This is a genomic window from Rathayibacter tritici (genome assembly GCF_002932875.1).
Classification (GTDB): domain Bacteria; phylum Actinomycetota; class Actinomycetes; order Actinomycetales; family Microbacteriaceae; genus Rathayibacter; species Rathayibacter tritici.
The window spans coordinates 1-25,632 of record NZ_PSWS01000037.1; the positions used below are offsets into that span (position 1 = coordinate 1).

A 25,632-nucleotide genomic window follows, 5' to 3' on the forward strand; every position below is an offset into this window, starting at 1 on the left:
CTGTTAGAGGCTGCTCTTCAATCAAAGCGGATTAGCCGGTGTTATTCGTGACCGACACGCGCAAATCCATCTCGATCAATCGTATTTTGCATAAGCCTCCTTGTCGCCTGCGCGGGCGAATTTTCAAAGCTTTTCGGTTGCTGATACATTCGGCAGAGAGAACGAGTGCCCGCCAAACGGTGCCGGTTGACACGAACGCTCTTGGTACTCGTTTATGCTATGACCCTGCGAGCTAATGTTGCATTGGGCAGTTAACCCCGCGTTAGGCGGCGTGCGGTAGGCGGTCGCCGGTCGGCAATTTATGCTACAACGTCGCGAACGATCTTGGGGGCCAAGGAAGGGTATGGAGGTAAATAGTCGTCCTATGAACTACAGCTTGTTGGACGGATGGGTGGGAAGCGTGATCGCGAAAAAAGAGACGTCCGGACGCGCTTTGCGTCCGGACGTCTCTTTTAGCTTTCGCCGAGTTCTCTAAGTTGCTAGGGCTATAACGAAACGCCAGGTTGTATTACTATTTGCAAGCGGGTGACTTCTTGTAGGATGCGTAAGTCGTACTGCCGCTCTTGTAAAGTGAAACGAGCTTGCTATCCACAATTACGTCCTTTTCGGTGCCCTTGACGATGCCGGCGCCACTGTTTCTGATCGTGCCATCGGAACTCTGATAAACGAATGCGCCGGTTGCTCCATCGGAGACGAGCGTCGTTGCGGACTTCGAGTCCGCGGTCGCGCTTTCGATTGGTCCGGTGGTCGTACCATCGGAGAAGTTATAGCGGTATACCCCATCAGCCTTCTTGTAGTAGACGTAGGTCTTTCCGGCGTCGGTGGCTAGGGTAACGAGGCCTGCGCCCGTGTCAACTCCCGTGTCGGTACCCTTGACGAGAACACCGGTACTATTGTAAATGCTTCCGTCCGAGGTCTGGAAGACGAAGGCGCCGCTTCCGGCGTCTGAGATGAGCGAAGTCGCGTCCTTTGAATTCGCGATGGGCCCGGTCGTCGTCTTGGTGGAGAAGTTGTAGATGTAGACGCCGTCGGACTTCTTGTAGTACAGGGATGTGGTCCCGTCGCTTGTCGCGAGGGACGTGAGACGCTGGTCGGTGGATACGCCGGTTGACGTTCCTGGCACGAGACCGCCGCCGCTGTTACGGATGCTCCCGTCCGAGCTCTGGTAAACGAAGGCGCTTCCGCCCGCGTTGGAGATCAGCTTTGTTGCGGTCTTCGAACTCGTATTGGTTGTAGTGTCCGTGATAGGTCCACTCGTCTTCTTGGTGGTGAAGTTGTAGCTATAAACACCGTCGGCTTTTTTGTAGTAGACGGTGGTTTCACCCCCGCTAACCTGTAGAGTGACGAGGCCGTCCCCGGTGTCAACGCCTGTTTCAGTGCCGGGAACGACTGTGCCGTCGCTACTGTGGATTGACCCGTCCGAGTTCTGGAACACGTAACCTCCGCCGGAGGCGGAGGAGATGGTCTTGATCGCGGTTCCCGAGTTAGCCACCGGTCCGGTGGTCGATCCGTCGGTGAAGTTGTAGAGATAAAGTCCGGTCTCTTTGGAGGGGTCCGCAGATACGGGTGCATTCGTGGTCAGGGCATCCGACTTCGCAGCGAAGTTGCTCTTGCCGCCGGTTGAGGGGACCTTGATGTCCGGCAGCGTGACAAGCCCATTGGCATCGGTCGTTCCCGTGTAGGTGGTCGAACCATCGGCGAACGTGTAGCCGTCCTTGAGCGTGACGGTGACGGTCTTGCCCGGGTCGGGAGTGGTGCCGTCGGTGGTGCGCTTGACCTGCACGCCGGTGATGGTGCTGCAAGCAGTTCCGGTGTAAGACGCCTTAGTGAACGCAAGCGTCGGCGTCTTCGACGCGGCGGCAGCCGGCGTCGCGACGGATACGGCGACGACCGGGATGGTCCAGGCCGCGCCCTTGACGATGGTTCGGCGGTGGACGCCGTCCTCCGCGGGGATGGTCCAGTCGGACAGGGGTGACCCGACGTCGCGGAACTTGTCGAAGGAATTGTTTGTCATGTGCTCGATCTTTCGTTTGTGAAGAGGGGGACGAAGGAAGCATTGCCATGACGTTCAAGTGAGGAAGCATCGGGGCCGGAAGTAGTCCGGCCGAAGCCGGAACTTGTGACTGCGCTTCGCATCTGGGGGCAACGAGGCGCACAATCACTTCTCGACGAAGTGCTTTTCGACGAGGATTCGTCGATTAATAAGTGAGTTTTTTGGAGAATCTTGTGGCCCCCGACTCGTTACGCCGAAAATACTTGCTTCAAGGAGACATGGCTCAGGATTGGCTGGCCGAGCGAGACTTCCTCGGAGATTTCGATCCGGATTTCCGGCTCGTCTCCGATGAGATCCGCTTCGAGGGTTTCCGTGCTGGTCGGATCTGGCACAGCGAGGGCGCGTACTCCATCGCGCGCTCCTCCCAGGTGGCGCTGTTGATCGTGCAGATCGAGGGGGAGGCGACCCTGCACGTGCCGATGTGGGGAGAGAAGCCCAAGGTGATCGGTCCGGGTGACGTGGCGGTCCTGCCGGGCGGCGGACCCTCCACATTCCGCTTCGCTGCTGCTCGGCCGGTCGCGCGCTATCAGATCGAATTCGATCTGGCCGGGCTTCCTGCTCCGGCGCGCCACGAGTTGGAGCTCGGAATGGTGTTCTCGCAACCGGCGAAGGCGTACCGTGACGCGGTCGTCGCCACCGCGAATATCGCCCTCAACTCGACGATGGTCGGCGGAGAAGCCGGTTTCGCCGACTTCGGCCTGGGACTGCGGCATCTCACCACGGCGCTCCTGCTGCACGCGCTCGAGGCCACAGCACCGGAGCATTCGGAGGACGCCGAGAGCTTACATCGCGCGGCGCTTCGCGTGATCGCGATGCGGGCGACCGATCCCGACTTCACGGTCGAAGAACTCGCGCAGGCCGTCGGCCGATCGCCGCGGAATCTGCGGCACATCTTCGCGCAGGCCGGGTCATCCGCGAAGGCGGCACTCACGGAGGAGCGGGTCAGGCGGGCGCGCATGCACGCGGCCGACGCGGAGCACGGCCGTCGTTTCGCCGACCCCGAAATCGCCCGACTGGCGGGCTTTCGAGACGTTCGAGCCCTCCGCCGCGCGCTCGCACAGCGTCAGGGCCAAGCTCGCGCTGACTCAGCTCGCTCTGACTCAGCTCGCACTGACTCACCCACGCCGACTCACTCGCACTGACTCACGCGCGCCGACTCAGCTCGCGCTAACTCACTTCTTCGTCAGCGACGACTCCTTGTGCGCGGCCTTCGCGTCGGTCTTATCGCTCTGCACGATCCAATAGGGATCGTCGTCCGAGGCGTTGAACTTCTGGCCCTCGAAGTGGAACTCCTTCGTCTTCTTCTCGACGAGTTCGCCGTGGGTCTCCCCCTGCGAGGTGTTCCAGCTGATCTTGTCGCCCTTTTTCACGAGGCGGCTCCTCTCTCTCGGTCGCGCCGCAGCGCATGGGTCCCCTCACGCGGCAGCGCGATGGTGGTGGTGACATCGACGATCGCCGGAGCGGCGGGCGCCGACGAGAAGCCGAACCGCACGGGCGGCGACAGCGGTCGCCGCGGACCGAGGTCCTCCTCCGCCAGCACGGCGTGGACGCGCTCGATGCGGCGGATCGCCCGCACCCCGTAGTACTCGCGGCGGCCGTGCCCGGCCGACCCGGCCGTGCTGACGCCGCGGACGAGCAGGGAGGCGACCGGCGAGATCGCGGTCAGCCAGGCCGGATGTTCGGCGATCGGCCGCGGCACGATCCGCAGCAGCCGGCCGAGCGGCGTGAGACCGCCGAGCCGCAGCTGCACGTCGAGGGGTCCGGCCGAGACGGACAGGTCACCCGCGATCCTCCGCCAGGCCACGGCAGCGATCCGCACCTCGTCGAACGAGTACGTCGACCCGATGACCTCCGCAACCTCCAGGGTGGGCGCAATCAGGAGGCGGTGTCCATCGCCGGTCTCGATCATCGCGTCCGCGAAAGGGCCGAAGGGGGTGTCCTGCCACAGGCCCAGCACGATCCGCGTGCCCGAGGCCGTGCCGAACCCCGCGATACGCCCGCCGAAGCGGAGGTGCCGCGGGTTCCGGCCGGTCATCAGGAGGCCGAGCGCAGCAGTGCGAACGAGCCGTCGCGGACGATCAGCGTGGTGACCTCGCCCTCGACAACCTGGTCGGGGTCGCTCGACGCGGCCAGTCGCCACTCGGCGCCGGGCGCTCCCGGCACGGTGAACTCGACGCCGTTCTCGGCCGCGTTCAGCAGCAGAGCGAAGCTCGCGCTGCCCTCGTGCGAGAAGACGAAGGTGATCGAGCGGGCGTCCGGGTTGTCCCAGTCCTCGTCGGCGAACCCCTTCGCATCCGAGCGGAGGATGTCGACCGTGTCGGTGCCGCCGTCGCCGGGCGCGCGGCGGAACCACTTCGGGTGCAGTGCCGGCTCGGCGGTCCGGAGCGCGATCAGCTCGCGAGTGAAGGCGAGCAGTTCGCGGTCGGCGTTCTCCCAGTCGAACCACGAGATCTCGTCATCCTGGCAGTAAGCGTTGTTATTGCCGCCCTGAGTGCGGGCGATCTCGTCGCCGCCCAGAATCATCGGTACGCCGGCCGAGAGCAGCAGCGTCGCGAGGAAATTGCGCCGCATGCGGTTGCGCCGCTCGTTGACCGCCGTGTTATCGGTCGGGCCCTCGGCGCCATTGTTGGAGGAGCGGTTATCGCTCTCGCCATCGTTGTTGTCCTCGCCGTTAGCCGCATTGTGCTTGCGGGAGTAGGCGGTGAGGTCGGCCAGGGTGAAGCCGTCGTGCGCGGTGACGAAGTTGACGCTGGCGAGCGGCGAGCGGCGGTCGGCCTCGTAGACGTCGGGTGAGCCGAGCACGCGCTGCGCAGTGGTCCCGAGCACCGAGTCGGCGCCGTGCCAGAAGTCGCGCACGTCGTCGCGGAACTTCCCGTTCCACTCCGACCAGTCTGCGGGGAAGCCGCCGACCTGATAGCCCGCGGTGTCCCACGGCTCGGCGATCATTTTGACGGGCGCGAGCACCGGATCCTGCGCGATCAGATCGAGGAAGGCGCTGTGCACTTCGGCCTCGCCGCTCTGGCGGGTGAGAGTGGTGGCCAGGTCGAAGCGGAAGCCGTCGACGTGCATCTCCGTCACCCAGTAGCGCAGCGAATCCATGATCAATCCCAGGGCGGCCGGGTGCGCGACGTTGAGGCTGTTTCCGGTGCCGGTGGTATCGAAGTAGTTGCCGCGGTCCTCCTCCACCAGGCGGTAGTAGGAGCCGTTGTCGATGCCCTTGAACGAGAGGGTCGGGCCCTTGTCGTTGCCCTCGGCAGTGTGGTTATAGACCACATCGAGGATCACCTCGAGACCTGCCTCGTGGAACGCCTTGACCATCGCCTTGAACTCGTCGACCTGCGAGCCGTCCTCACCGGCGTGCGAGTACTCGTTGTGCGGCGCGAAGAAGCCGAGAGAGTTGTAGCCCCAGTAGTTGCGCAGGCCCTTCTCCTCGAGGTGCGAATCCTGCACGAACTGGTGCACGGGGAGCAGCTCGACCGAGGTCACGCCCAGGTCGGTGAAGTGCTTGATCGCGGCGGGATGCGCGAGGCCGCGGTAGGTGCCGCGGATGTCCTCGGGCAGGTCGGGGTGCAGCTTCGTGAAGCCCTTCACGTGCACCTCGTAGACGATGGTCTCTTCGAGCGGGATGCGCGGCGCGGTGTCGCCGCTCCAGTCGAAGGAGGCGGGGTCGGTGACCACGCACCGGGGGACGGCGTGGGCGGAGTCGGCATCGTTCCGGCGGTCCGGCTCGTCGTAGAACTGCCCGAAGACGTCTTCCGACCAGGTGTAGGAGCCCTCGATCGCGGTGGCGTGCGGGTCGAGCAGCAGTTTGGCGGAGTTGTGGCGGAGGCCGTTGGCGGGGTCCCAGGGGCCATCGACGCGCAGGCCGTAGCGGGTGCCGACGCTCATCCCGGGGACGAGGCCGTGGAAGACGTGGCCGGTCCGCTCGGTGAGGGCGACGCGAGTCTCCACTCCGGACTCGTCGAAGAGGCAGACCTCGACGCTGTCCGCGGTCTCGGAGTAGACGGCGACATCGGCGCCGGCGTCGCCGCGGAGCGAGACGCCGAGGGGATACGGGAAGGACCGGGGGGATGCGGGCATGTCTCCATCCTGACCGGCGGCTCCGGGCGCATCGCGCCCTTGTCCCCAGGAGTGCCGACCGCTAATCTTCTCGGCCCGCCCGCTCGTTCTCGGCCCGCCCGCTCGTCGGCGCGGATCGCCGCGATCAGCCGAGTGGAGCCGAGTCGTCGGCCGTGAAGACGATCTTGCCGATGGTGCGGTCCACGCCGGTCGCGCGGCGCGAGAGCACGTCGACGATCTCGCCCAGCGGATGCACGGCACCCGGCTCGGGCCGCAGCTCGCCGGAGGTGGCGAGCGAGATCGCGCGCCCGATCCGCTCGGCCGTCGCCACCACGATCAGGTTGCGCACCCGCGGCCGGTCGCGGCGGAGCGCGCCGACGGCCTGCGCGCCGAGTGCCGGACCGCTCGGCACCAGGGTCGCGATTCGGCCGCCCTCGGCGAGGAGGATCGCCGCGTCGTGGACCGGCAGGTGTCCCGAGACGTCGACGACCGCATCGAAGCGGCCGCGCAGCACCCCGAGGTCGAGCGCGCGGTAGTCGTGCGGCTCCGCGCCGAGCGCGCGGAGGATGTCGGCGGAGGCGGCCGAGCCGGTCGCCGCGACCGTGCAGCCCGCGCGCACCAGCAGCTGGACCGTCGGGTTGCCGATCGCTCCGGAGCCGCCGCTGACGAGGATCCGCTCGCCGGCGCGCACGTGCAGGGCGTCTACGAGGCCGACCGCCGTGCCGCCCGACATCGCGAGGGTGACGGCGTGCACGAAGTCCAGGGAGTCGGGGAGCGGGACGAGCGAGCGGCTGCGGGCAATCGACGCATCGGCGAAGGCGTCGCCGTCGCGGGTCATCCCCACCACCCGATCGCCGACGGCGACGGAGTGCGAGCCCGGCCCGAGCGCCTCGACGGTACCGGCGATGTCGAGTCCGAAGCCGTAGGGGCGGGAGCGGCCGGCCGCCATGATCCGTGCGGAGCCCGACAGGATCTTCTCATCCGTCGCGTTGATGCTCGCCGCACGCGTGCGCACCAGCACCTCGCCGCGGCGCGGCATCGGCACCGGAGCCTCCCGCCAGGAGAGCAGGTCGGGCCCACCGAACGTGTCGTACCCGAGTCGTCGCATATCGCTCCCGTCGTCCGTGCCAGCCCTCCGAGCCTAGGGCGTGACCGCAGGGCGGAGGCAGCGCTGCCGACCGGCGGAACCCCTCCAGCGCAGGCCGGGCCGGTGCTACCGTGGCGGCCATGAGCGTAGACGAGAGCCCCGAGTTCGCAGGTTTCGAGGCGACGCCCTCCACCGACGCTGAGGAGGCCGTCGACGTCCGCCCCGCCGACGCGGAGGTCGAGGAGAACACGACGGCCGACGAGAGCCGCGACCCGGACCACGGCTACGACCCGATGAGCGAGAGCGGTTCCGAGAACGCCCCCGAGGACGAGGTGGGTCCGCGGGAGGACGCGGAGGGCCTGCTCGCCCCGGGCAGCACCGCCGAGGGAGCGGGCACCGCGCTCGGCGCCGACGCCATAGAGGGCGGCGAGTCCCTCGGCGAGAACCCGAGCGCCGGTACCCCCGGCCAGCTGGCCGACGAGCGCTGGCGCACCAACGGCATCAACCCGCTGGGCTGAGCCCTTCTCCGCGGCAGGCGCCGCCCGTCGAGCCGATCACACAGCTAGCGCTCTGGGGGCTTGGAGCAGGAGCGGGGGTCGGCGCCGTAGCGTTCCCGGAGCGCGGCACGCCGGTCGCGCGGACAGGGAGTCCCATGTCGTTGTTCCTGAACCGCACTCGTGAGATCCGCTGGACCGAAGACGAGAGGCGGGCGCTGGCCGAGGCCGTCGCCGAAGACCGGGCCGAGGCCTGGCGCGGAGTCGGATCGCTCGACCGCACCGTCGTCATCTCCACCGAAGACCCCGGGAGCCGTGGCGGCGCTCGCTGGCCCACCGACCACCGGGCATTCCTCCGCGTCGACTGCGGCGACTCCGTGGTGCTCGCGACCGACGGGCTGAGCGATCCCTTTGACCGCCTCGCGCACCCCGGTACCGGCCTCGGCATCGAGCTGTGCCTCGAGACCTCCTCCGTCCGCGGCGTCCCGACCGCCGAACTCTGGAACCACTGGCACTTCCGCCTGCTGTACGAGGCGGCCCGGCGCGCTGCCCTGCAGGGCGTCTCCTGCCGCAGCTCCCTCGACACCGCGCGGATCGGGAACGTCCAGGCGCCGCCCGCCTGGACCGACGAGCAGGGCACCGTCGGCGTCCTCCTGGGCCTGCGCAGCCCCGAACTGCCCGAACGGCTCGACCTCGCAACCGGTCACGCCGATCTGGTCACCCTCACTCCGCTGCGCCCGCAGGAGCACGCCTGGGCTGCCGTCGACGCGGGCGCCCGCGCCGAGATCGCCGCGCGGCTGCGAGCCCTGCCACACGAGGAACTCGTCCACGCGGCCCGGCCGCTGGTGGTCTGAGCGCCGCCGGTGGGGAGTCCGCTGGCGATCAGGTGCCCTCGGGCGGCTCCGAGACCACGATCATCTCACCGGTGTTAGTCGCGCTCGCCATGAGCTGTTCGATCCACTCTCCGCCGTGAAATCGTACCGACGCGCCGAACCTTCCGGCCGCCTCGCGGGCTCCGTGAGTTCGGGAGCAGTCGCGGAGAGGATACCGATATCGCTGACCAGAGAGATGCCTGGAGACGAAGGAGCGGTGGCGCGGAAACGACGGACGCCCCGCCGACCGGATCCGGAGATCCTGGTCGACGGGGCGTCCGAGGTCGGAGATTACTCGCCGACGCCGCGGATGTTCGCGGCCTGCGGGCCCTTGCGGCCCTGCTCGACGTCGTACTCGACGTGCTGGTTCTCGACGAGCTCGCGATAACCCTGCTTCGCGATGGCGGAGAAGTGCGCGAACACGTCGGCGCCTCCGTCGTCGGGAGCGATGAAGCCGAAGCCCTTTTCAGCGTTGAACCACTTAACGGTGCCAGTAGGCATTTCTTTTCCTTATGTGTTAATGACGCCGACCGGGGTCGGCGTCGTCAGAGTCCGCACGAGTGTGCGGTACCCGATCGACTCGTCCTCCGCGGGTGATACACGCGTCGGCCGGAGTCGTCCGGGTCGTCTAGGGGCTGAACTCGCGCCTCCGGGGGAGGGCGGCTCGGCGGGGGAGAACGTCCCGACCGCCGACGGAATCGGAGGAACGGGGGTCGAACGAGGAACGGCACGGCTTCCGCGGCGTCCTGTGAAGGGCGGTACCCGCGTGCGAGGCGGGCGTTCGAACCGGAGGACCGAGGGCGATGCGCTCGGTGGGTACGGTCACTATCAGGGGCTGAGTCTCTTCGTCGTGCGACTTCTCAGCCGTGGAATTCGGGCGATCGCCCAGGAGATGATTCGACTCTACGGGATCACTACCCCTGAGCGCGACCGCTGACGCCACACGGGCGCTTCCCAGGGCGCGTCACACGGTCTCCGGGCGCTTCTGCCGTGCCGGCTCGGCGGGATCCGCGGGGCCGTTCCAGATCGACACGATGCCCCAGACCACCGCCGCGATCGGCACAGCGAGCACGGCGCCGACGATCCCGGCCAGGACAGTGCCCACGGTCAGGGCGATCAGCACGATCAGCGGGTGCAGTTTGAGCGAGCGGGCCATCACGACCGGCTGGAGGAAGTTGCCCTCGAGCTGGTTCACCACGATGACCACCAGGATCACGATCAGCGCCGCGATCGGCCCGTTCGCGACCAAAGCGACGAGAGCGGCGAGGATGCCGGCGGCCGTCGCTCCGACGATCGGGATGAACGCGGTCAGGAAGACGATGACGGCCAGCGGGATCGCCAGCGGCACCTGGATGATCGCCAGAGCGACTCCGATGCCGAGCGCGTCGACCGCCGCGATGGTCGCCGTGCCGCGGACGTAACCGCCGAGCACGTCCACTGTCTTGTGCCCCACACGCTTGGCGCGCTCGTAGTCCGCGCCGGTGAAGGGACGCAGGAGGAACTCCCAGATCTTCGGCCCGTCCTTCATGAAGAAGAAGAGCACCACGATCATCAGCACCAGGCCGGTGATGAAGTTCGCCGCCGCCGAGACTCCGGCGAGCGCGCCGCTCCCGAACGAGCTCGAGGTGAGGAAGTCGACGACCGACTGGCGGGCCGACTCGATCTGCTCATCCGTGATCTGGAAAGGCAGGTGCTGCACGTAGTCCTGCAGCGAAGTGATGCCGTCGGAGGCGCTCCTGACCAGCTCGTCCCACTGGCTGCGGACCGCGACCGTGATCAGCCACGCGACCGCGCTGAGGATCGCGAGCAGACCGATCAGGGCCAGCCAGGTCGCGAGGATCGACGGCACGCCCTTGCGCCGCATCCACGCCAGCACCGGGTGGATCGCCGCGGCAAGGATGATTGCGATCATCACCGGGATGAGCACCAGCGTGAGCTGCGTCATCGCGAACACGAGCACCGAGGCCAGCAGCAGCACGACGACCACCTGCAGGCAGCGGGTGGCGAAGCGGCCGAGGCCGTCGCTCCAGGGGCGCCGTTGCGGTTCGGGTGCGCTGGGCCGCGGCTCGGCGGCGCTAGTCGAGGAGTCGGTGCGGTCGAAGAAGCCCATGACGGGACGGTATCGGCTCGGGCGAGCCTCCCGTCCCACCTTGACACCCCGTGCTGCACGCTCGACGCCCCGTGCGAGCCGAGCCCGAACCGCGTCGCACGGCGTGCGTCCCGGTCGGGCGACAGCTGCGAAATCCGTCGCGCAGCCCGAGAGTCGCAGGGTGAAACTACCTACCCGGCTCTCCGGAACGGAGGAGACCGTTGCGCTGGCGACGGATCCCGCACTACAGTCGCCGTGTTCATGCAGGCGCATGGGGTGCGGCACCCGAAGCCGCACTGCATCGCCCTGCTCGGAGCAGACGCCTCCGCCGGGAGGGATGAGGATCCTCTCCCGGCGGGAGGCGCACCGGGCCGCTCTGCTCGCGTGCCGTCGGCCCTATGCAGGGACGCGCACCGTCAGTCCGCCCGGCTCGATCCAGGTGCGGAACGCTGCGGTCGAGCCGAACGCATCGCCGTCGAGTTCAATTTCCTGCGCTCGCTCGAGGCGCACCGTGAGGTCCCGGCCCTTCACGTAGCGCAGCGCCGACACCTCCTTGGTCAGCCCCATCAGCTTCGTGCCGACGACGCCGCTGCGGCGGAGGACTCCGTTCTCCCACACGACCTTGAAGATGATCTGCGCCCAGCCGAAGAAGCCCTCGGGGCGCAGCAGCACGATGTCGAACTCGCCGTCGTCGACGGCCGCGTCCGGCAGCAGCAGGATGTTCGCGGGCAGTGCCCCGCAGTTGCCCACGATGATCGTGTGGGCGCGCACCCTGCGGGTCCTCGAGCCGTCGAGGCGGTAGCGGAATTCGAGCTGGTTCTTATCGAGCAGTGCCTTGCGCAGGGCGTCCACGTAGGCGAGCCAGCCGGCGCGCTTCTTGAGGTCGTCGTCGGTGTTGGCGAGCATCTTCGCGTCGATCCCGAGGCCCGCCATCACGACGTAGGCGTGGCGGTCGCGGCCCGTGGACGTCTCGATGTCGATCAGCCCGACGTCGATCGCGCGGTCCTTACCCGAGAAGGCGACGGTGAGGGAGTTGTCGATGTCGTCGAGCGTGAGAGTGAGGTTGCGGGCGAGCAGGTTGCCGGTGCCGGAGGGGAGCAGCGCGAGTGCGGCGCCGGAGCCACGCAGGGCCTCGGCGACGACCCGCACGGTGCCGTCGCCGCCGGCCGCGATCACGACGTCGGCACCCGCGTCGAGGGCCTGCCTCGTCTGGCCGGCCCCGGGATCCTCGACCGAGGTCTCGTACCAGAGCGTCTCCTCCCAGCCGGCGGCCGCTTCGGCGCGCGCGACAGCGGCCTTCACCGCCTCCAGGTCGACCTTGACGGGGTTGTAGACGAGGGCGGCGCGGCGCCGCTCAGGCATCGTCGCGGCTCTCGTCGAGCTCGTCGCCGTTCTCGTCGACCCGGCCCGGACGCACGGCGGCGTCCTCGCGGATGTCGATGCGGGTGTCGCCGGTATCGGTGGTCGTGACGTCGATGCGGGGGGCCGCGTCGGCCTCCGTCGCTTTCGGGGCGCTGGTCAGCTGGTCGCGGCGGTCGTCCGCGCTCTGGTCGGTCATGACCTGGACGGTAGCAGCGGGCAAGCGGCGCGCGCGTGGGCTTGCGGCGGAGCGCAACGTCAGCTGAGAGGCCTCGTCAGCCACCATCGTGGATGAGAAGGTGCCTCAGCTGACGTTGTGTCAGCGGCTCCGCGCTGCCTGGAGTCCCCAGAGCACCAGCGGGACCTGCAACGGCAGGCGCAGCAGGGTGATCGCGCGGGTCCGCGGCCGGCGGGCGTCGAGCGCCATCTGCACATTCCCGGGAAAAACCGCGGCCATCAGGGCGGCGGACGCGACACCGCCCAGACCGCGCGTGCGCGGGTGCAGCGTCGCCGCCGCGCAGGCCAGCTCCGCGACTCCCGAGACGAGGACCCAGCCGCGGGCCGAGCCGGGTATCCCGCGCGGCACGACGGCATCGAACGTCCGCGGATGCACCAGGTGCACGACTCCCGAGACCGCCATTGCCGCGACGAGGACGCGCGGGCCGGCGCCCAGGCGGCTCATCGTCCCTCCGCGCCGCGCTCGAGCGGAGCGACGTGGTCGAGGATGCGCCGCCACTCGCGGACCAGAGCCAGCCGCCCCGCGCCGTCGACCGATGCGGTGCGGGCCCGAGGGAGGCGGCTGCGGTACCAGCGGCCATCCTCGGCGCCGGCCACCGGATCCGCGTCGCCGTGCACGATCAGTGTCTCGGCGGCCACCGAATCGAGGTCCTCGGCCCAGGACCCGTCGCGGAGTGCCGCGAGGTCGGCCGCTGCGCCGCCCGGGCCCTGCCGCCAGCCCTCGCCGAGCATCCGCTCGAGCCGGTTGCGCAGGCCGCCGTGGCTGGCGAGCACGGGGTCATCGGAGTCGATGCCGAGTGCGTCCAGGCCCGGCTGCGTCTGCGGCAGGGCGGCGGCGATCGCGGCGGCGTCCTCCCCGCGGAGGGTCTCCCGGCGCTCCCAGGCGGAGGTCGGGCGCACGATCACTCCGGCCTGCGGGGGAGCGGGCGTGCCGACTAGCGCGAGGCGGTCGACGAGGTCGGGGTGCCGGGCGGCGAGCGAGAGCGCGAAGACTCCGCCGGAGCCCCAGCCGACCACACCGACGCTGCCGAAGCGGGCGCCCTCGACCATACGGGCGGTGCGCTCGGAGCGGCGCAGGAACTCGGCGAGGTCGTCCGCGCGGTCCTCGACGCGGCCGTGCCCGGCGTCGACCGGGTCGGAGGCGCCATAGCCGGGGCGGTCGAGGATCAGCAGGTGCAGGCCCCAGGGGCCCGTGACGATCGGATCGGGATCGAAACCGCCCGCGCCAGGAGTGGGATGGCAGAACACCACCAGCCGGTCGGCGACGGGGTCGCCCGCCGCCGAGACGCCCATCCCGCGGCCGGACCGCAGCTCGAAACGGTGGTTCGCCATGTCGCCTCCCGGTGCGCCGAGAGTAGGCGCCTCACCCCCATTCAACCGGACGCAGCAGGCCGCGTGCTGAGCCGTGTGCCCAACGAACCGCCCCCGCCCTCCCGCCTCCCGCCCCCTCGCTCTGATTCGTCACGAACGGCTCCGTGGGGGAGCGGATGACGACCGTTCGTGACGAATCGGAGCGCCGCCGCCGCGGGGGGTCAACCCCGGTGACACGGCGGCGGGCGTTCGGTGGACTGGATGATCTCTGCAGAAGGGATGCCCCATGATTCGCACAGCGCTACCCAAGACCGTCGACGACGTGGAGCTCGATCCGGTCGGCGAGGACGGCTGGCGCGTCCGCGCCCGAACCGAAGACCCGCAGGAGCCGGAGGCCGTGCTCGGCTTCATCACACCGGTGGGCGGCGGCTTCGAGGCGCACCGGCTCGGCCTCCCGCAGGAGGATGTGGCCTGCTCGTCACTGCAGGACGCCCTCGCGATGTACGTCGCCGAGGAGCCGCTGCCCGCGTGGATCCGCTCCGCCCGGAAGGACCCGAGCGTCGGCTTCCTCGGCGAGCACGAGGTCGTGGTCGGCACCCCTGAGGCGGAGGGGGCGGGCCTCCTGGTCGTGCACATCGACGGTGAGCGTGCTGGACACGTCGTCGCGACCACTCCGATCGCCTTCGTCGCCGAGCGCGGCGACCTCCCTCCGCTGGTGGTCGAGTCGATGGACGGGCTGCTGGCGCTCGTCTCGGGACTGCGGCCGTAATCTCTGCTCACCGGTGCTCGGGTCGGATCCTGATCCGGTCGCCGTCGGCGTGGCCGATGGTGGCTAACTCTCAGTGGACGGCGCACGACGAGCGCGCCGGCTCACGACAGGGGGCACGTCCAGGACCGGAACGGCGCGCTTCATGAACCAATCGACGTCGGGCACGGTGAAGGCGGCGAAACCGTGCTGAGGAGTGAAAAGGCTGAGGAGTGAAAAGGAGGCCCATCTCGATCAGTTCAGCTCTGGTGGGACCGGATTGCTGCGACGACCGGCCGAGGAGCGCGGCGACATCGCTCGCCTTCTGCGGCTCCGGACCGCAGAATCGGCCTTCGCCGTGCTCGACCGCCTCGAACTCGATGACCTCCCAGTTCTCCTCCAGCGCGATCGAGCGAAAGCTGTTCAGGAGGACCGTCTTCCCCACGCCCCGCAGGCCGGTGATGATCATGGACTGCTCCGTGCGCCCTCGCCGCAGACGACGAAGGAGGGTGCGGAAGGCCGTCGTCTGCTCGTCGCGACCGATCAGAGTCTCCGGTAGCGCTCCGGCGTTCGGCGTGGAGGGGTTGTCAACGGCATCCATGACGACGATTTTTTTGAGGTTTAGAGCGTTTTATCCAGATTCCCTCAAGCGCTCTTACTCTCAGAAAACGCGTCGAGCGCGCCAGGCCGTCAGCCCCTTCGGGACCCGATCCCGCCTTCTGAACCCCGAACCCGGGGATGGCTGGCAGGATGTACGGGACGGTCGGTGCGCAAAGGCGCGCCGCACGGACGGCACCGCCCGCTGAACAGCGGCCCCGCCGCCCCCGTCCCGCAGACCTCCACCCGCTCCCGACAGCGCTCACAGCGCCGGAGCGACACACCACCGCGGCCCGACCGGGCGCGCGGTCGGACCCTGCGCCGAGCGCATGCGTCCAGCCACTCCCTCCTGAAAGTCCCGCATGAGAAACGCCAGAACCGCCAAGCCCGCCCGCCACCACCTCGAGCTCCCCAAGCCCAAGCCCCTCGAGAAGGGCGCAATGCGGATCACTCCGCTCGGCGGCCTCGGCGAGATCGGCCGCAACATGACCGTCTTCGAGCACAAGGGCAAGCTGCTCATCGTCGACTGCGGCGTTCTCTTCCCCGAGGAGAACCAGCCCGGCATCGACGTGATCCTCCCCGACTTCGCCGCGATCCGCTCGCGCCTGAAGGACATCGAGGCCATCGTGCTCACCCACGGCCACGAGGATCACATCGGCGGTGTGCCGTACCTGCTGAAGGAGCGCGGCGACATCCCGATCATCGCCTCGACCTTCACCCTCGCGCTGATCAGCGCGAAGCTCACCGAGCACCGGATCACCCCGCGCACCCGCCCGGTGAAGGAGGGCGACCGCGTCGACGCCGGCGTTTTCAACCTCGAGTTCCTCGCGGTCAACCACTCCATCCCGGACGGCCTCGCCGTCGCGATCCGCACCGAGGCCGGCCTCGTGCTGCACACGGGTGACTTCAAGATGGATCAGTTCCCGCTGGACGGTCGCACCACCGACCTCCCCGGCTTCGCCCGCCTGGGCGATGAGGGAGTCGACCTGTTCCTGGTCGACTCCACCAACGCCGATGTCCCCGGCTTCGCGATCTCAGAGGGCGACCTCGCCCCCGCGATCGACCAGGTGTTCCGCACCGCGCCGCGCCGCATCGTCGTGTCGAGCTTTGCGAGCCATGTGCACCGCATCCAGCAGGTCCTCGACGCGGCGCACCGCCACGGCCGCAAGGTCGCTTTCGTCGGCCGCTCGATGGTGCGCAACATGGGCATCGCCGCCGATCTCGGCTACCTCAAGATCCCGGCCGGCCTCGTCGTGGACATGAAGATGCTCGAGAAGCTGCCCGCGACCGAGATCGTGATGATCTGCACCGGATCGCAGGGCGAGCCGATGGCGGCGCTCTCGCGGATGGCCAATAAGGACCACATCATCGACATCGGCCCCGGCGACACGGTGCTGCTGGCCAGCTCGCTGATCCCCGGTAACGAGAACGCGATCTACCGGATCATCAACGCCTTCACTCGCTGGGGCGCGACCGTTGTGCACAAGGGCAACGCCAAGGTGCACGTCTCGGGACACGCCAGCGCGGGCGAACTCGCCTACTGCTACAACATCCTCCGCCCCACGGCGGTGCTCCCCGTGCACGGCGAGTGGCGCCACCTCACCGCCAATGCGGCCATCGCGACTCGCACCGGGATCGACGAGAAGGACGTCTTCGTCATCGAGGACGGCGTCTCGATCGACCTGGTGAAGGGCCGCTCGCGCATCAGCGGGCGCATCCCGGCCGATCAGATCCTGGTCGACGGCACCACGATGGGCGTCGCGACCGAGGACGCCATGAACGATCGCATCGTGCTCGCGGAGGAGGGTGCCATCACGGTCCTCGCCATCGCCGACCTCGACCGGGGCACGCTCGGCGAGCCCGTCGATTTCTTCACTCGCGGCTTCGTCGAGGAGCCGGGTTGGAAGGCGAACGCGAGTAAGGCGATCGACGACGCGGTCCTGCAGGCCGCGGGCAAGCCGGTCGAGCTGGAGGCGATGGAGGCGTTGATCACGCGCACCCTCGGCCGCTGGCTGACTCGCCGTCACCGCCGCAATCCGGTCATCACGACGATCGTCGTCGAGGAGTAGGCGCCGCAGCGCCCGCGCTCCGCGCCACGCTCCTCCCGACACAAGTGTCGGGTGGTAGCGTGGCGCGCGCCCGCACTCTACGGGCCGAACAAGGAGGCGTCATGGCCAGCACTGAAGTCGCCGTCGAGATTCCGGCGGTGTCCGACGCTTCTCCGAGCAGGCGTCGCCCGGCGGTCCCCGCTGAGTCTGCGATCCAGGCGCGGGTCGCGCTCCTCATCGACTCGCTCGGAAGCGGCGCCGAGCTGGCGCGTCTCCTCGACGTCCATCGCGGCCAGCCGTCGCAGTGGAGCAAGGGCAACGAGCAGCCTGCGCCGCGGACGATCCAGCTGCTGCTCGATCTCGACTACGTCATGGCGAAGGCCCGGCAGGCGTGGTCGGGCCGCGCGGCGATCGACTGGCTGACCGGCTCCTGCGCCCTCCTCGACGGCGCGCGGCCGATCGACGTTCTCAAGGCGTCCGGCAGCACACCGGTTGTTCAGGCCCTCGACGTCGCAATGGCGTAGACCGTGCTGGTCTATCGGGTTTTCGCCCACGATCCGGAGGCGGGGCCCGGCGCCTCCGGGCACCCGGACCACGTCTACAGCCCGGCGCAGGGATTCTCCCGGCTCGACAATCCCGCGTCGTACACGACCTGGTACTTCGGGCAGACACCCGAGGTCGCGATCGGCGAGTCCTTCGGAGACCTGGCGGTGTGGTCCGAGGACATGTTCGAGACTCCGTGGTTGCGCGCCGGCCGACGTGTCCTCGGGGTGTTCGACATCCCCGACGACACGCCCCTGCTCGACCTCGATGACGCGAGGAGCCTCCTCGATCGGTCTCTGCGTCCCACGCAGGTCGTCACGCGGGTGCGCGCGGTGAGCCAGGCCTGGGCGCTGAGCGTGTTTCAGGAGCAGCGTCACGGCCGGCGGTGCTGGGACGGTGTGCGGTGGTGGTCCTACCAGCGCCCTCACTGGACGGTGCTCGGACTGTGGCACGAGCCGACGTCGCCGCCTCGATATCGGTTCGTCGAGGCGCAGCGGCTCTCCCGAGAGCATCCGGCGGTCGTGTCGGCGCGAGCCTCGCTGCAGAAGGCGTGGCACTAGCCGAGCCGGGCTGTCACGTCGGGGTGTGACGCCGACCTGTCACGTCTGCGTCTGCCTCCGCTACCCCCTGCCCCGCTCGCCGCGGGCGGAGCAGAGTGGGACGGTCGGCAGGTCGCCGACGCGAAGGGAGAGCGCCATGAGCACCGACCGCACCACGGGCGAGGACACCGACAAGACCGAGGACCTCCCCGATGGCACCGGGACGGACACCTCCTCCGGCGGCGGCGACACCGACACCGTCTCCGGTGGCGAGCCGGACGAGCCCACCGAGTAGAGCCGCGAACGATGCAGGGCGAGACCGACCGGTCCCGCCCTGCATCGTTGAGATCAGATCAGCGTTCCGTCGTTCAGATCAGCGGACCGTCGCTCTCGCTCGAGCGGCGCGTGACCTGCTCGCCGCTGGCCGGGTCGACGGCCGAGCGTGTGGTCGAGACGGCTTGGCGACGGCGTGTCAACAGGACCAGCCCGAGAATCAGGCCGACCGCTCCGGCCGCCATCAGGATGTAGCCGACCAGCTTGAGGTCGATCCCCGATACCTGCACGTCCACGGCGAAGGCGAGGACCGCGCCGACGATGAGGAGGAAGATTCCTGCTCCGATGCTCATTGCGTACTCCTTCTGACTGCCGCCGGAGCGCGCGCGGGGAGCGCGCAGGGGCACCGGCGATTGCCCCACGCTAGGCCCGGGGTCCAAAGCCCCCCAGGCCTTCCGGCGGAGGGTCCCGCGGGTGTAGGGCCGGGGCGGCGTCAGCGGTCGATGACGCGGAGCATCACGCGAGTACGGTCGGCGCGCGTCGCCAGGCCCTCGATCAGGAGGAACACCCGGTACTCGAGCCGGTACTTGCCCAGGAACACCCGGCCCAGCCGCTCGACCTCCCCGGCATCGGCGTCGATCCGGGCGGCCGCCTCGATCGGCACCGCGTAGTCGGAGACGCGGCCACGGCGGTCGCACGGCACCAGCGTCACCCGCGTGTCGTTGCGGATCCGCTTCACCTTTCCGCTGCGGCGGGGAGTGGTCACTATCAGCTCATCGCCGTCGCGGGCGATCCAGACCGGAGTCGAGACGGCATCGCCGGACCTGCGGTACGTGGTGAGGGAGACGAAGCGTTCGTCGGCGAGAGCGGACAGGGCGGGAGAGAGGGCCATGTCGGAAGTAGAGCGGCCGGGAGCGGCGACCGCAAGCCTCCTGGCCGCCCGCATTCGCCGCCGTAGGCTGAGAGGATGACCGATGCGTCGCCTCTGATCGGCCCGACCGAGGCGCCCGAGCTGCACGTGATGACCTACAACATCCGTCGTCGCATGCCCCGCCTGACCTCCCGCGCCGCCGACCAGTGGGGCCGCCGCCGCCCGCTCGTGCAGCGACTGCTGAAGCAGGAGCGGCCCTCGATCCTCGCCGTGCAGGAGGCGCTGCCGGATCAGTCGGCCGCTGTGCACGAGGCGATGGGCCCCTCCTTCGAGGCGATGGGCTTCGGCCGGGACGCCGACCGCGGCGGCGAGCGCGTGATGCTCTTCGTCGACCGCAGCCGCTTCGCCATCCGTCACTGGAGCCAGATCGCCCTCTCCGACACTCCGGACATCGCCGGCTCGCGCAGCTGGGGTAACCGGATCCCGCGCACAGCCGTGATCGCGGAGCTGACCGACTCTGCGACCAGCCGCGAGTTCACCGTGATCTCGACGCATTTCGACCACATCTCGCGACGCTCGCGCCAGCGCTCCGCCGAGCTGATCGCCGAGCGGGTGCTCGCGCTCGGCCGTCCCGCGATCGTCATGGGCGACACGAACACCGACATCGACACGGTCCCCTACCGTGCGCTGCTCGACGACGGCTGCCTCGTCGACTCCTGGGAGGCCGCCGAGCAGCAGCTCACCCACTCCTGGAGCACGTTCTCGAACTACCGGCCGCCCGCTCCGGGAAAGCGGATCGACTGGCTGCTCGCCAGCGAGGGCGCGTTCGAGGTCGTTTCGGCGGGTATTAACGCCGTCCGCTACGCAGGTGCGGCGCCGTCCGACCACGAACCGGTCCAGGCCGTGCTTCGCTTCACGAACCCGTGAGCAGTTCCGCCCTCGTCGAGACCTTCCTTCAACTCCCGCGCACCCGCGGTGAGTGGACGGCGGATGGTATTCGCGCGGTCGGGGCCGTGAGCATCGTGACGGCCGGCGTCGGCTGGGACCTGGTCGATGTGGCGGTGCTCGCGCTTGCCGCAATCGGCCTGGTGCTGCCGAGGTTCCTCGGCATCCGACCGGCACTCGACGCCGCGTTCGGGGTGGCGCTGCTCGTCGCCTCCTGGAGCAGCGTGCTCGGGCTCTACGAGGCGTGGCCGCAGTGGGACCTGGTGGTGCACTGCGTGCTCAACGGATTGATCGCCGCGGTGGCGTACATCGTGGCCGCGCGGGCCGGAGTCGTCCCGGCGGCGTCGGGTGAGCGCGGCTCGCTCGCTCCCGCGATCGTGCTCTGCGCGTGTTTCGGTACCACCGCGGGCGTGCTGTGGGAGTGGGGCGAGTGGGCGGGCCACCGCTTCATCGACTCCTCGATCTTCGTCGGCTATGAGGACACCCTCGGCGACCTCGCCGCGGGGACACTCGGCTCGGTCCTGGCGGGCGCGCTGATGCGCTTCTGGTCCGCGAAGTCCCGTGAGGTCCGACCCGGCTCCTCGCGCGACGTCGGAGCTGCGGCGTAGCGTGGCGGCATGTGCGGCCGCTTCGCGATGGACTCCGAGACCGATGAGCTGATCCGCGAGTTCGTCGCGGCCGGTGGGCACGCCGCGGACTGGGCGCCCGACTACAGCGTCGCCCCGACCGACATCGCGCCGATCGTGCGCGAGCGGGTCCACGACGGTGAGCGGGAGCGTGAACTCGAGCTCGCGTCCTGGGGCTTCACCCCGTCCTGGTCGACGGGGACGTCGACGGGAAAGCGGCCGTCGCCGATCAACGCGCGCCTCGAGTCGGTCGCGACCAACGGCCTGTTCCGCGGCGCGTTCGCCAAGCACCGCGCGATCGTCCCGATGCGCGGCTACTACGAGTGGGAGACGCGCGCCGACGGCAAGCAGCCGTGGTTTGTGCACGGTGAGGAGCCGATCCTCGCCGCCGCAGGCCTCTACACCGCCCGCACGGAGGGAGAGGGCTGGCACGTCTCGTTCACGATCATCACCCGTGAGGCCCGCGACGCCTCCGGCGAGGTGCACGACCGGATGCCGGTGTTCCTCACTCCCGACGCGCGCGACGCCTGGCTCGACCCGGTCCCGCTCGACTCCGCCGAGGAGATGCTCGCCACCCTCGACCGCGCCTCCGTCGCGATGGCCGCGACCGTCACCGCGTACCCGGTGGATCGTCGCGTGAACAACTCCCGCACGGTCGACCGTCGCGACCCGGGGCTGCTCACGCCGGTCGCCTGACGGCGCGAGGCATTCGGCGCCAACTCCGGTACTCCCGCCTCCCTCTCCCCTAACCTGAGGATCCGTCCGCGCATCAGGAGAGGTGAGATCCGCAGTGGACCTTAGGTACGACAACGAGGTCGCCGAGCGCCTGTGCTCCCGGCTGACCGCACTCGCCGCGGTGCTCGACGCGCAGTTCCCGGCGAGGAGTGGCCTGGTCGAGCAGGCGATGATCGACTTCTCGGGCACCTACTCGCGGATGTTCTACGAGGGCTTCCAGCAGGAGGTCGCGGACCGGCACCGGCTCGTCGACGAGCTGAACGGATTCGCCGCGCAGGTGACGGCCGTGTCCGGGCAGGCCGAGAGTGAGAGGCGGCGCAGGCGCGAGCTCGCCGAGTGGCGGGAGCGGGAGGCGCAGCGGGAGCAGGCCGCCGCCGATCCGCTGCTCGGTGCCCTGCGGGACCTGGAGCCGCTGCTCGATCCCAGGCGGCGCCCCCACTCGAGCGCGCAGTTCGGCGGATCCGGAGCGGCTGAGGGTGTTCGCCGGCGGCGTCCGATCGCTGGTGGACGAGGCGAACCACCCGCTCCTGCTGCTGCACTCGAGCTGGACCGACTTCCTCGACTCGTGCCCGTGGGGGCGAGTCGAGTACGTCGATGTGTTCACCGGAGCCGATTCCTTCCTCGCCATTCTCCTGGAGGACGCCGCTTGGGCCGAGCGAAGTGCGGCCGCCTTCGAGCAGGCCGGCGGCGTAGGGCTGACCGACGTCGCGCTCGACGCCCGCGCCTCCTTTCAGACACCGCGGGGCGTGCTCCGTCTGCTCGAACCGGGCCTCAGTGCGGCCGAGATCGCCGCGGAGTGGTCGCGCTTCGATCTCGCTGTCGAGGATGTGGCGGTGCTGCCGGTCTCGACGCGCCTGGGCCTCGCGGGTCTCGACGGGCTGCCCGCCGCCGTCCGCGATGCGGCGTCCCGGTCGCTCCTCGCTGACGCCATGCGCGACCCGGTGCGGATGCGCAGCTCGATGGGGCTGGCCGGGGCGACGGGGCTCTCGCTTGAGGACTTCGAGCGGCAGATCGGGGCGCTCGCGGCGGGCCTCGCGAAGGCCGACGAGCGCGCACGGCTGAACTCGACCGTCGCGCAGCTAGTCGGCTTCGGAACCGACGACTGCGCGCTGACCGCCGCGGTGTCAATCGGGGACCTCGACACAGCATCGACGGTCATCGTGAATGTGCCGGGCGCAGGGACGACACTCGAAGGCGTCAGAGAGAACGTCGACGCGGCCGCTGTGGTGAGAGAAGCCACGGTGAAGAACGGCGGCGGCTCGACCGCCGTTGTCGCCTGGCTCGGCTACCGGGCGCCGTCCTTGCCCGAGGTGAACACGACGACCCGGGCCGAGTCCGGCGCCGAGCGCTTCGCGACCTTCCTCGACGGCGTGGTCGAGTCCCGCGCAGGCTCGCCGCCGGAGCACCTGACCGTCACCGCCCACTCCTACGGGTCGACCCTCGTCGCCCTCGCCCTACAGCTCACCGAGCACCGCATCGACGACTTCGTCGCCTACGGCTCACCCGGCTTCGCTGCCGGCACGGAGGTCGACGAGCTGAACGCCGACGAGGTGCACGCTACCGAGGCAGCCGCCGATCACATCGCACGGAGGGGCCGCCGCTGGGCGATGGGCCGCCGGAGGGACCCGCGCGGCATCCCTGGTGTGGACGTGTTCTCCTCGGAGTCCGGCGAAGGCACGCGCGCCGTCACCGGGCACGACATGACGGCCGATGAGTCGAGCGGCGCCGTCGGCTACCTCTCGCGGGACTCCTCGACGACCGCGGCCATCGCGCGCATCGCCGTTGGAGGGAGGCCGTGAGACGCGGGGTGTGGCGGGCGCTGGCACTTGCGGTGGTGGTGACGATGACGAGCGCCGGGTGTGGCGCAGGAGAGGAGCGGGACATGCGGGATGCGGCGGGACTAACGCGCGAGGACATCGCGGGGCTGAGCCAGGAGCAGGAGTTCGCTCGGGTGAGCGAGAGGTACGCGCATCTGGAAGCGCTGCTGGCGGAGGCGCAGCATCAGATCAGCGACGCGGACTGGGAATGGATCAGCGTCGACTGGTTACCCTTCGGTGGGCTCGGCGCTGTAGGCGGCGGACTTCCCGGCGCCACCGAAAACAACAGCTACTACTTCGCTGCGAGCCGTGTCCTCGAGGTGCCGGGTGGCTCCGATGACGAGGCCGGGCTGGAGCCGATGCGGAGCTACGTCGTGTCGAAGGGTTGGGACTACTACACGCGGGAGATGACCGGGGAGCGGGACCTCTGGGCACAAACGGGCGACGGGTGGTGGGTGAACTGGTCGGTGAGAGAGAACGGTCGCTACTCGCTAGAGGTCGTCAGCGAGCTGTTCTGGTCGAATGACGCCACGGAGCTGATCATCGCGATCGGCGGCCGGAGCACGACGGTCGCGCCGGTCTCCTCGCCGCCGGGGGTCGTGATTCCGTTCCCGAAGTGGGAGGACTCGTTCACGCGCCCGCCGATCATGCGGCCGCCGCCGACGCCGCCGCCGACGTCACCGGTGCCGCCGGAGTCACCGGTGCCGCCGGAGTAAGAAGGCGGGAGGGCCGCAGCCACAGCCGCGGCGCTCCCGAGCGTCCTACGTCGTGCGCGCGTCCTACTTGGTGCCCGCGTGGCCCGGGAACGGCTTGCCGTTCAGCGAGACCTCGTCGGGGTCGACCTCGACATCGCCCACGTCGTCCGGTCCACCCGTGCCGGGCACGGTCTTCACCTCGGCCGAGCCGGACACGGCGGTGCGGCTCTCGGCCGGGTCCGAATCCTGCTTGGCCTCGGTCTCACGCTCGCTGCCGGGCGACTCCGAGATGTCCTTCTCGATGGTCTCGCTCTCGGAGGAAGTGGCGGGCGCCGCCCCCTCCGGCGTGCCGATGGTCGAGCCCTGATCGTCCTGCTCCGTGACGTTCTGCTGCGTGCGGTCCTGGTCCATGTCATCGCCTTTCGTCGGTACCTCCGACGCTACGTCGGGGCACGCATCCGGGCACCTGCTTGACAGCCCGGCCGGGGGGAGGGCGGCGCGCAGGGTCGACGTATTACCCTGGGTCGACGGTCGCACCGGGGGGCGCGGCACACCCGCCGCCGACCGCGAGGAGGACCCGTGGCATCCCACCGGACAGGCGACACCCGGATCGTCGGGACGACGGTCGACGGCCGGTACACCATCGAGGAACTCATCGGCCGGGGCGGAATGGCCACCGTCTACCGGGCGCGCGACGGCGTCCTCGGCCGCTCCGTCGCGCTGAAGATGTTCGCGCCCGGCATCGACGACGCGCAGGACCTGCAGCGCAAGGCCTCCGAGATCCGCCTGCTCGCGGCCCTCAACCACCCCGCGCTCGTCACCCTCTACGACGCGCACGACGGCGGCGACGACACGAACGGGCAGGCCTACATGGTGATGGAACTCGCCGAAGGGCCGAGCCTGTCCGAGCGGCTCGCGGAGGGCCCGGTCGCCCCGAACGACGTCGCCTCGATGGCGGGAGACCTCGGCGAGGCCCTGCACACGGTCCACGCGGCCGGAGTCGTGCACCGCGACGTGAAGCCGTCGAACGTGCTGCTCGTGCCGAGCCCGCTGACCAGTCGCGAGTTCCGCCCCAAGCTCGCCGACTTCGGCATCGCCTCCCTCATCGACGCGACGCGGATCACCGCGCCCGGCGCCCTCGTCGGTACCGCCGCCTACCTCAGCCCCGAGCAGGCGCACGGCGACCCGGTCACAGCAGCGAGCGACATCTACTCGCTCGGCCTCGTGCTCCTGGAGTCGCTGACCGGCCGCCGCCCGTTCACCGGCTCGGCGATCGAGGTCACGCTCGCGCGTCTGCTCCGCGACCCCGAGATCTCGGAGTCGCTCGGCAGCGGCTGGACCTCGCTCCTGACCGCGATGACACGGCGCGAGCCCGGCACTCGCCCGACCGCGCTGCAGGTGGCGGAGTCGGCACGCCGACTGATCGACCCGCGGCGCGATTCCCCGCCGGCGGCCATCGTCGTCCCCGACGTCGCCGGGACGCGGGTGCTGTCGACCGAACTGCTCGGCGCGACGGAGCCGATCACGCGGACGGAGGTGTTCGAGCCGACTCGTCCGCTCCCGGCCGACACGACGCCAGCGACCGAGGTGATCACTCCGACCCAGCGCACTGCCCCGGCCCCGCGCGTCGCCCCCGC

At 69.4% G+C, this 25,632-nt stretch carries 30 protein-coding genes; 14 read left to right on the forward strand and 16 right to left on the reverse strand.

Features of this window, described 5'->3' with window-relative positions; genetic code table 11:
• Nucleotides 1–511: 511 nt before the first annotated feature.
• Nucleotides 512–2,014 carry a hypothetical protein gene (locus tag C5D07_RS05120; RefSeq protein ID WP_068250830.1) on the reverse strand — a complete coding sequence of 501 codons (1,503 nt, stop codon included), beginning with the start codon at nt 2,012–2,014 and terminating at the stop codon, nt 512–514.
• Nucleotides 2,015–2,271: 257 nt separating this feature from the next.
• Between C5D07_RS05120 and C5D07_RS05125 the strand changes: the two genes are divergently transcribed.
• A complete protein-coding gene (locus C5D07_RS05125; protein WP_104258848.1) occupies nt 2,272–3,195 on the forward strand; it encodes a helix-turn-helix domain-containing protein in 924 nt (307 codons plus the stop codon).
• 30 nt (nt 3,196–3,225) lie between these two features.
• On the opposite strand, the gene C5D07_RS05130 is transcribed toward C5D07_RS05125, so the two are convergent.
• The 4 genes from C5D07_RS05130 to C5D07_RS05145 form a co-directional block, all read right to left on the reverse strand.
• Nucleotides 3,226–3,423, reverse strand: coding sequence for a hypervirulence associated TUDOR domain-containing protein (locus C5D07_RS05130; RefSeq protein WP_068250835.1), 198 nt, complete (start codon nt 3,421–3,423; stop codon nt 3,226–3,228).
• Nucleotides 3,420–4,088, reverse strand: a complete 669-nt coding sequence (locus C5D07_RS05135) for a hypothetical protein (protein ID WP_104258849.1) — start codon at nt 4,086–4,088, stop codon at nt 3,420–3,422. The genes C5D07_RS05130 and C5D07_RS05135 overlap by 4 nt, the downstream gene beginning before the upstream one ends.
• Entirely contained in the window at nt 4,088–6,133 is a 2,046-nt protein-coding gene (gene glgX / locus C5D07_RS05140) for a glycogen debranching protein GlgX (protein ID WP_104258850.1), read from the reverse strand. Before glgX ends, C5D07_RS05135 begins: the two co-directional genes overlap by 1 nt.
• A 124-nt stretch (nt 6,134–6,257) precedes the next feature.
• Nucleotides 6,258–7,220 carry an NADP-dependent oxidoreductase gene (locus C5D07_RS05145; RefSeq protein ID WP_104258851.1) on the reverse strand — a complete coding sequence of 321 codons (963 nt, stop codon included), beginning with the start codon at nt 7,218–7,220 and terminating at the stop codon, nt 6,258–6,260.
• A 119-nt stretch (nt 7,221–7,339) separates the two neighbouring features.
• Between C5D07_RS05145 and C5D07_RS05150 the strand changes: the two genes are divergently transcribed.
• Together C5D07_RS05150 and C5D07_RS05155 are read left to right on the forward strand one after the other, a co-directional pair.
• Complete coding sequence (locus C5D07_RS05150; RefSeq protein ID WP_146076772.1) at nt 7,340–7,717, forward strand: hypothetical protein; 378 nt, start codon at nt 7,340–7,342, stop codon at nt 7,715–7,717.
• 134 nt (nt 7,718–7,851) lie between these two features.
• Nucleotides 7,852–8,547 (forward strand): hypothetical protein, encoded by a 696-nt coding sequence (locus C5D07_RS05155; RefSeq protein WP_068250849.1) that lies wholly within the window; start codon nt 7,852–7,854, stop codon nt 8,545–8,547.
• 309 nt (nt 8,548–8,856) lie between these two features.
• On the opposite strand, the gene C5D07_RS05160 is transcribed toward C5D07_RS05155, so the two are convergent.
• The 6 genes from C5D07_RS05160 to C5D07_RS05185 form a co-directional block, all read right to left on the reverse strand.
• Nucleotides 8,857–9,066, reverse strand: a complete 210-nt coding sequence (locus tag C5D07_RS05160) for a cold-shock protein (RefSeq protein WP_068250852.1) — start codon at nt 9,064–9,066, stop codon at nt 8,857–8,859.
• A 463-nt stretch (nt 9,067–9,529) separates the two neighbouring features.
• Nucleotides 9,530–10,675: an AI-2E family transporter gene (locus tag C5D07_RS05165; protein WP_104258853.1), complete on the reverse strand. Its 1,146-nt coding sequence runs from the start codon at nt 10,673–10,675 to the stop codon at nt 9,530–9,532.
• 375 nt (nt 10,676–11,050) lie between these two features.
• Nucleotides 11,051–12,016: a diacylglycerol/lipid kinase family protein gene (locus tag C5D07_RS05170; protein ID WP_068250858.1), complete on the reverse strand. Its 966-nt coding sequence runs from the start codon at nt 12,014–12,016 to the stop codon at nt 11,051–11,053.
• Complete coding sequence (locus tag C5D07_RS05175; RefSeq protein ID WP_104258864.1) at nt 12,009–12,212, reverse strand: hypothetical protein; 204 nt, start codon at nt 12,210–12,212, stop codon at nt 12,009–12,011. The genes C5D07_RS05170 and C5D07_RS05175 overlap by 8 nt, the downstream gene beginning before the upstream one ends.
• A gap of 120 nt (nt 12,213–12,332) precedes the next feature.
• Nucleotides 12,333–12,695, reverse strand: coding sequence for a DoxX family protein (locus C5D07_RS05180; RefSeq protein WP_104258854.1), 363 nt, complete (start codon nt 12,693–12,695; stop codon nt 12,333–12,335).
• Nucleotides 12,692–13,582 (reverse strand): alpha/beta fold hydrolase, encoded by an 891-nt coding sequence (locus C5D07_RS05185; RefSeq protein WP_104258855.1) that lies wholly within the window; start codon nt 13,580–13,582, stop codon nt 12,692–12,694. The genes C5D07_RS05180 and C5D07_RS05185 overlap by 4 nt, the downstream gene beginning before the upstream one ends.
• A 265-nt stretch (nt 13,583–13,847) precedes the next feature.
• Between C5D07_RS05185 and C5D07_RS05190 the strand changes: the two genes are divergently transcribed.
• Entirely contained in the window at nt 13,848–14,330 is a 483-nt protein-coding gene (locus C5D07_RS05190; protein ID WP_104258856.1) for a hypothetical protein, read from the forward strand.
• A gap of 70 nt (nt 14,331–14,400) precedes the next feature.
• Here the strand turns inward: C5D07_RS05190 and C5D07_RS05195 are convergent, their stop codons facing one another.
• Nucleotides 14,401–14,907 carry an ATP-binding protein gene (locus C5D07_RS05195; RefSeq protein ID WP_249028174.1) on the reverse strand — a complete coding sequence of 169 codons (507 nt, stop codon included), beginning with the start codon at nt 14,905–14,907 and terminating at the stop codon, nt 14,401–14,403.
• A gap of 358 nt (nt 14,908–15,265) precedes the next feature.
• Between C5D07_RS05195 and C5D07_RS05200 the strand changes: the two genes are divergently transcribed.
• The 4 genes from C5D07_RS05200 (at nt 15,266) to C5D07_RS15690 (ending at nt 18,328) form a co-directional block, all read left to right on the forward strand.
• Entirely contained in the window at nt 15,266–16,972 is a 1,707-nt protein-coding gene (locus C5D07_RS05200; protein ID WP_104258858.1) for a ribonuclease J, read from the forward strand.
• Between the two features lie 101 nt (nt 16,973–17,073).
• Complete coding sequence (locus tag C5D07_RS05205) at nt 17,074–17,475, forward strand: hypothetical protein (protein WP_084415745.1); 402 nt, start codon at nt 17,074–17,076, stop codon at nt 17,473–17,475.
• A gap of 3 nt (nt 17,476–17,478) precedes the next feature.
• The gene (locus C5D07_RS05210) at nt 17,479–18,054 is read left to right on the forward strand and encodes an RES domain-containing protein (protein ID WP_104258859.1); all 576 of its coding nucleotides are present in this window, start codon (nt 17,479–17,481) and stop codon (nt 18,052–18,054) included.
• 136 nt (nt 18,055–18,190) lie between these two features.
• Nucleotides 18,191–18,328, forward strand: coding sequence for a hypothetical protein (locus C5D07_RS15690; protein ID WP_157593772.1), 138 nt, complete (start codon nt 18,191–18,193; stop codon nt 18,326–18,328).
• A gap of 73 nt (nt 18,329–18,401) precedes the next feature.
• On the opposite strand, the gene C5D07_RS05215 is transcribed toward C5D07_RS15690, so the two are convergent.
• Complete coding sequence (locus C5D07_RS05215; RefSeq protein WP_068250879.1) at nt 18,402–18,659, reverse strand: DUF6458 family protein; 258 nt, start codon at nt 18,657–18,659, stop codon at nt 18,402–18,404.
• A gap of 140 nt (nt 18,660–18,799) precedes the next feature.
• A complete protein-coding gene (locus C5D07_RS05220) occupies nt 18,800–19,198 on the reverse strand; it encodes a PPOX class F420-dependent oxidoreductase (RefSeq protein WP_068250880.1) in 399 nt (132 codons plus the stop codon).
• Between the two features lie 75 nt (nt 19,199–19,273).
• Here C5D07_RS05220 and C5D07_RS05225 point away from each other — a divergent pair, with 75 nt between their 5' ends.
• From C5D07_RS05225 to C5D07_RS05235, 3 genes are read left to right on the forward strand one after another with little or no spacing between them, the layout of a single operon-like run.
• Nucleotides 19,274–20,104 (forward strand): endonuclease/exonuclease/phosphatase family protein, encoded by an 831-nt coding sequence (locus C5D07_RS05225; RefSeq protein WP_104258860.1) that lies wholly within the window; start codon nt 19,274–19,276, stop codon nt 20,102–20,104.
• On the forward strand, nt 20,101–20,730 hold the full coding sequence (locus C5D07_RS05230; RefSeq protein ID WP_068250886.1) for a DUF2238 domain-containing protein: 630 nt from the start codon (nt 20,101–20,103) through the stop codon (nt 20,728–20,730). The genes C5D07_RS05225 and C5D07_RS05230 overlap by 4 nt, the downstream gene beginning before the upstream one ends.
• Before the next feature lie 9 nt (nt 20,731–20,739).
• Entirely contained in the window at nt 20,740–21,444 is a 705-nt protein-coding gene (locus tag C5D07_RS05235; protein ID WP_068250888.1) for an SOS response-associated peptidase, read from the forward strand.
• 73 nt (nt 21,445–21,517) lie between these two features.
• Here C5D07_RS05235 and C5D07_RS05240 read toward each other — a convergent pair whose 3' ends face one another.
• Nucleotides 21,518–21,922: a hypothetical protein gene (locus C5D07_RS05240; protein ID WP_068250891.1), complete on the reverse strand. Its 405-nt coding sequence runs from the start codon at nt 21,920–21,922 to the stop codon at nt 21,518–21,520.
• Nucleotides 21,923–21,986: 64 nt separating this feature from the next.
• Between C5D07_RS05240 and C5D07_RS05245 the strand changes: the two genes are divergently transcribed.
• The gene (locus C5D07_RS05245; protein WP_146076771.1) at nt 21,987–23,282 is read left to right on the forward strand and encodes an alpha/beta hydrolase; all 1,296 of its coding nucleotides are present in this window, start codon (nt 21,987–21,989) and stop codon (nt 23,280–23,282) included.
• Nucleotides 23,283–23,365: 83 nt separating this feature from the next.
• Entirely contained in the window at nt 23,366–24,016 is a 651-nt protein-coding gene (locus tag C5D07_RS05250; protein ID WP_104258862.1) for a hypothetical protein, read from the forward strand.
• 63 nt (nt 24,017–24,079) lie between these two features.
• Here the strand turns inward: C5D07_RS05250 and C5D07_RS05255 are convergent, their stop codons facing one another.
• Entirely contained in the window at nt 24,080–24,406 is a 327-nt protein-coding gene (locus tag C5D07_RS05255; RefSeq protein WP_084415746.1) for a hypothetical protein, read from the reverse strand.
• A 168-nt stretch (nt 24,407–24,574) separates the two neighbouring features.
• Between C5D07_RS05255 and C5D07_RS05260 the strand changes: the two genes are divergently transcribed.
• On the forward strand, nt 24,575–25,632 hold a 1,058-nt coding region (locus C5D07_RS05260), incomplete at its 3' end, for a serine/threonine-protein kinase (RefSeq protein ID WP_104258863.1).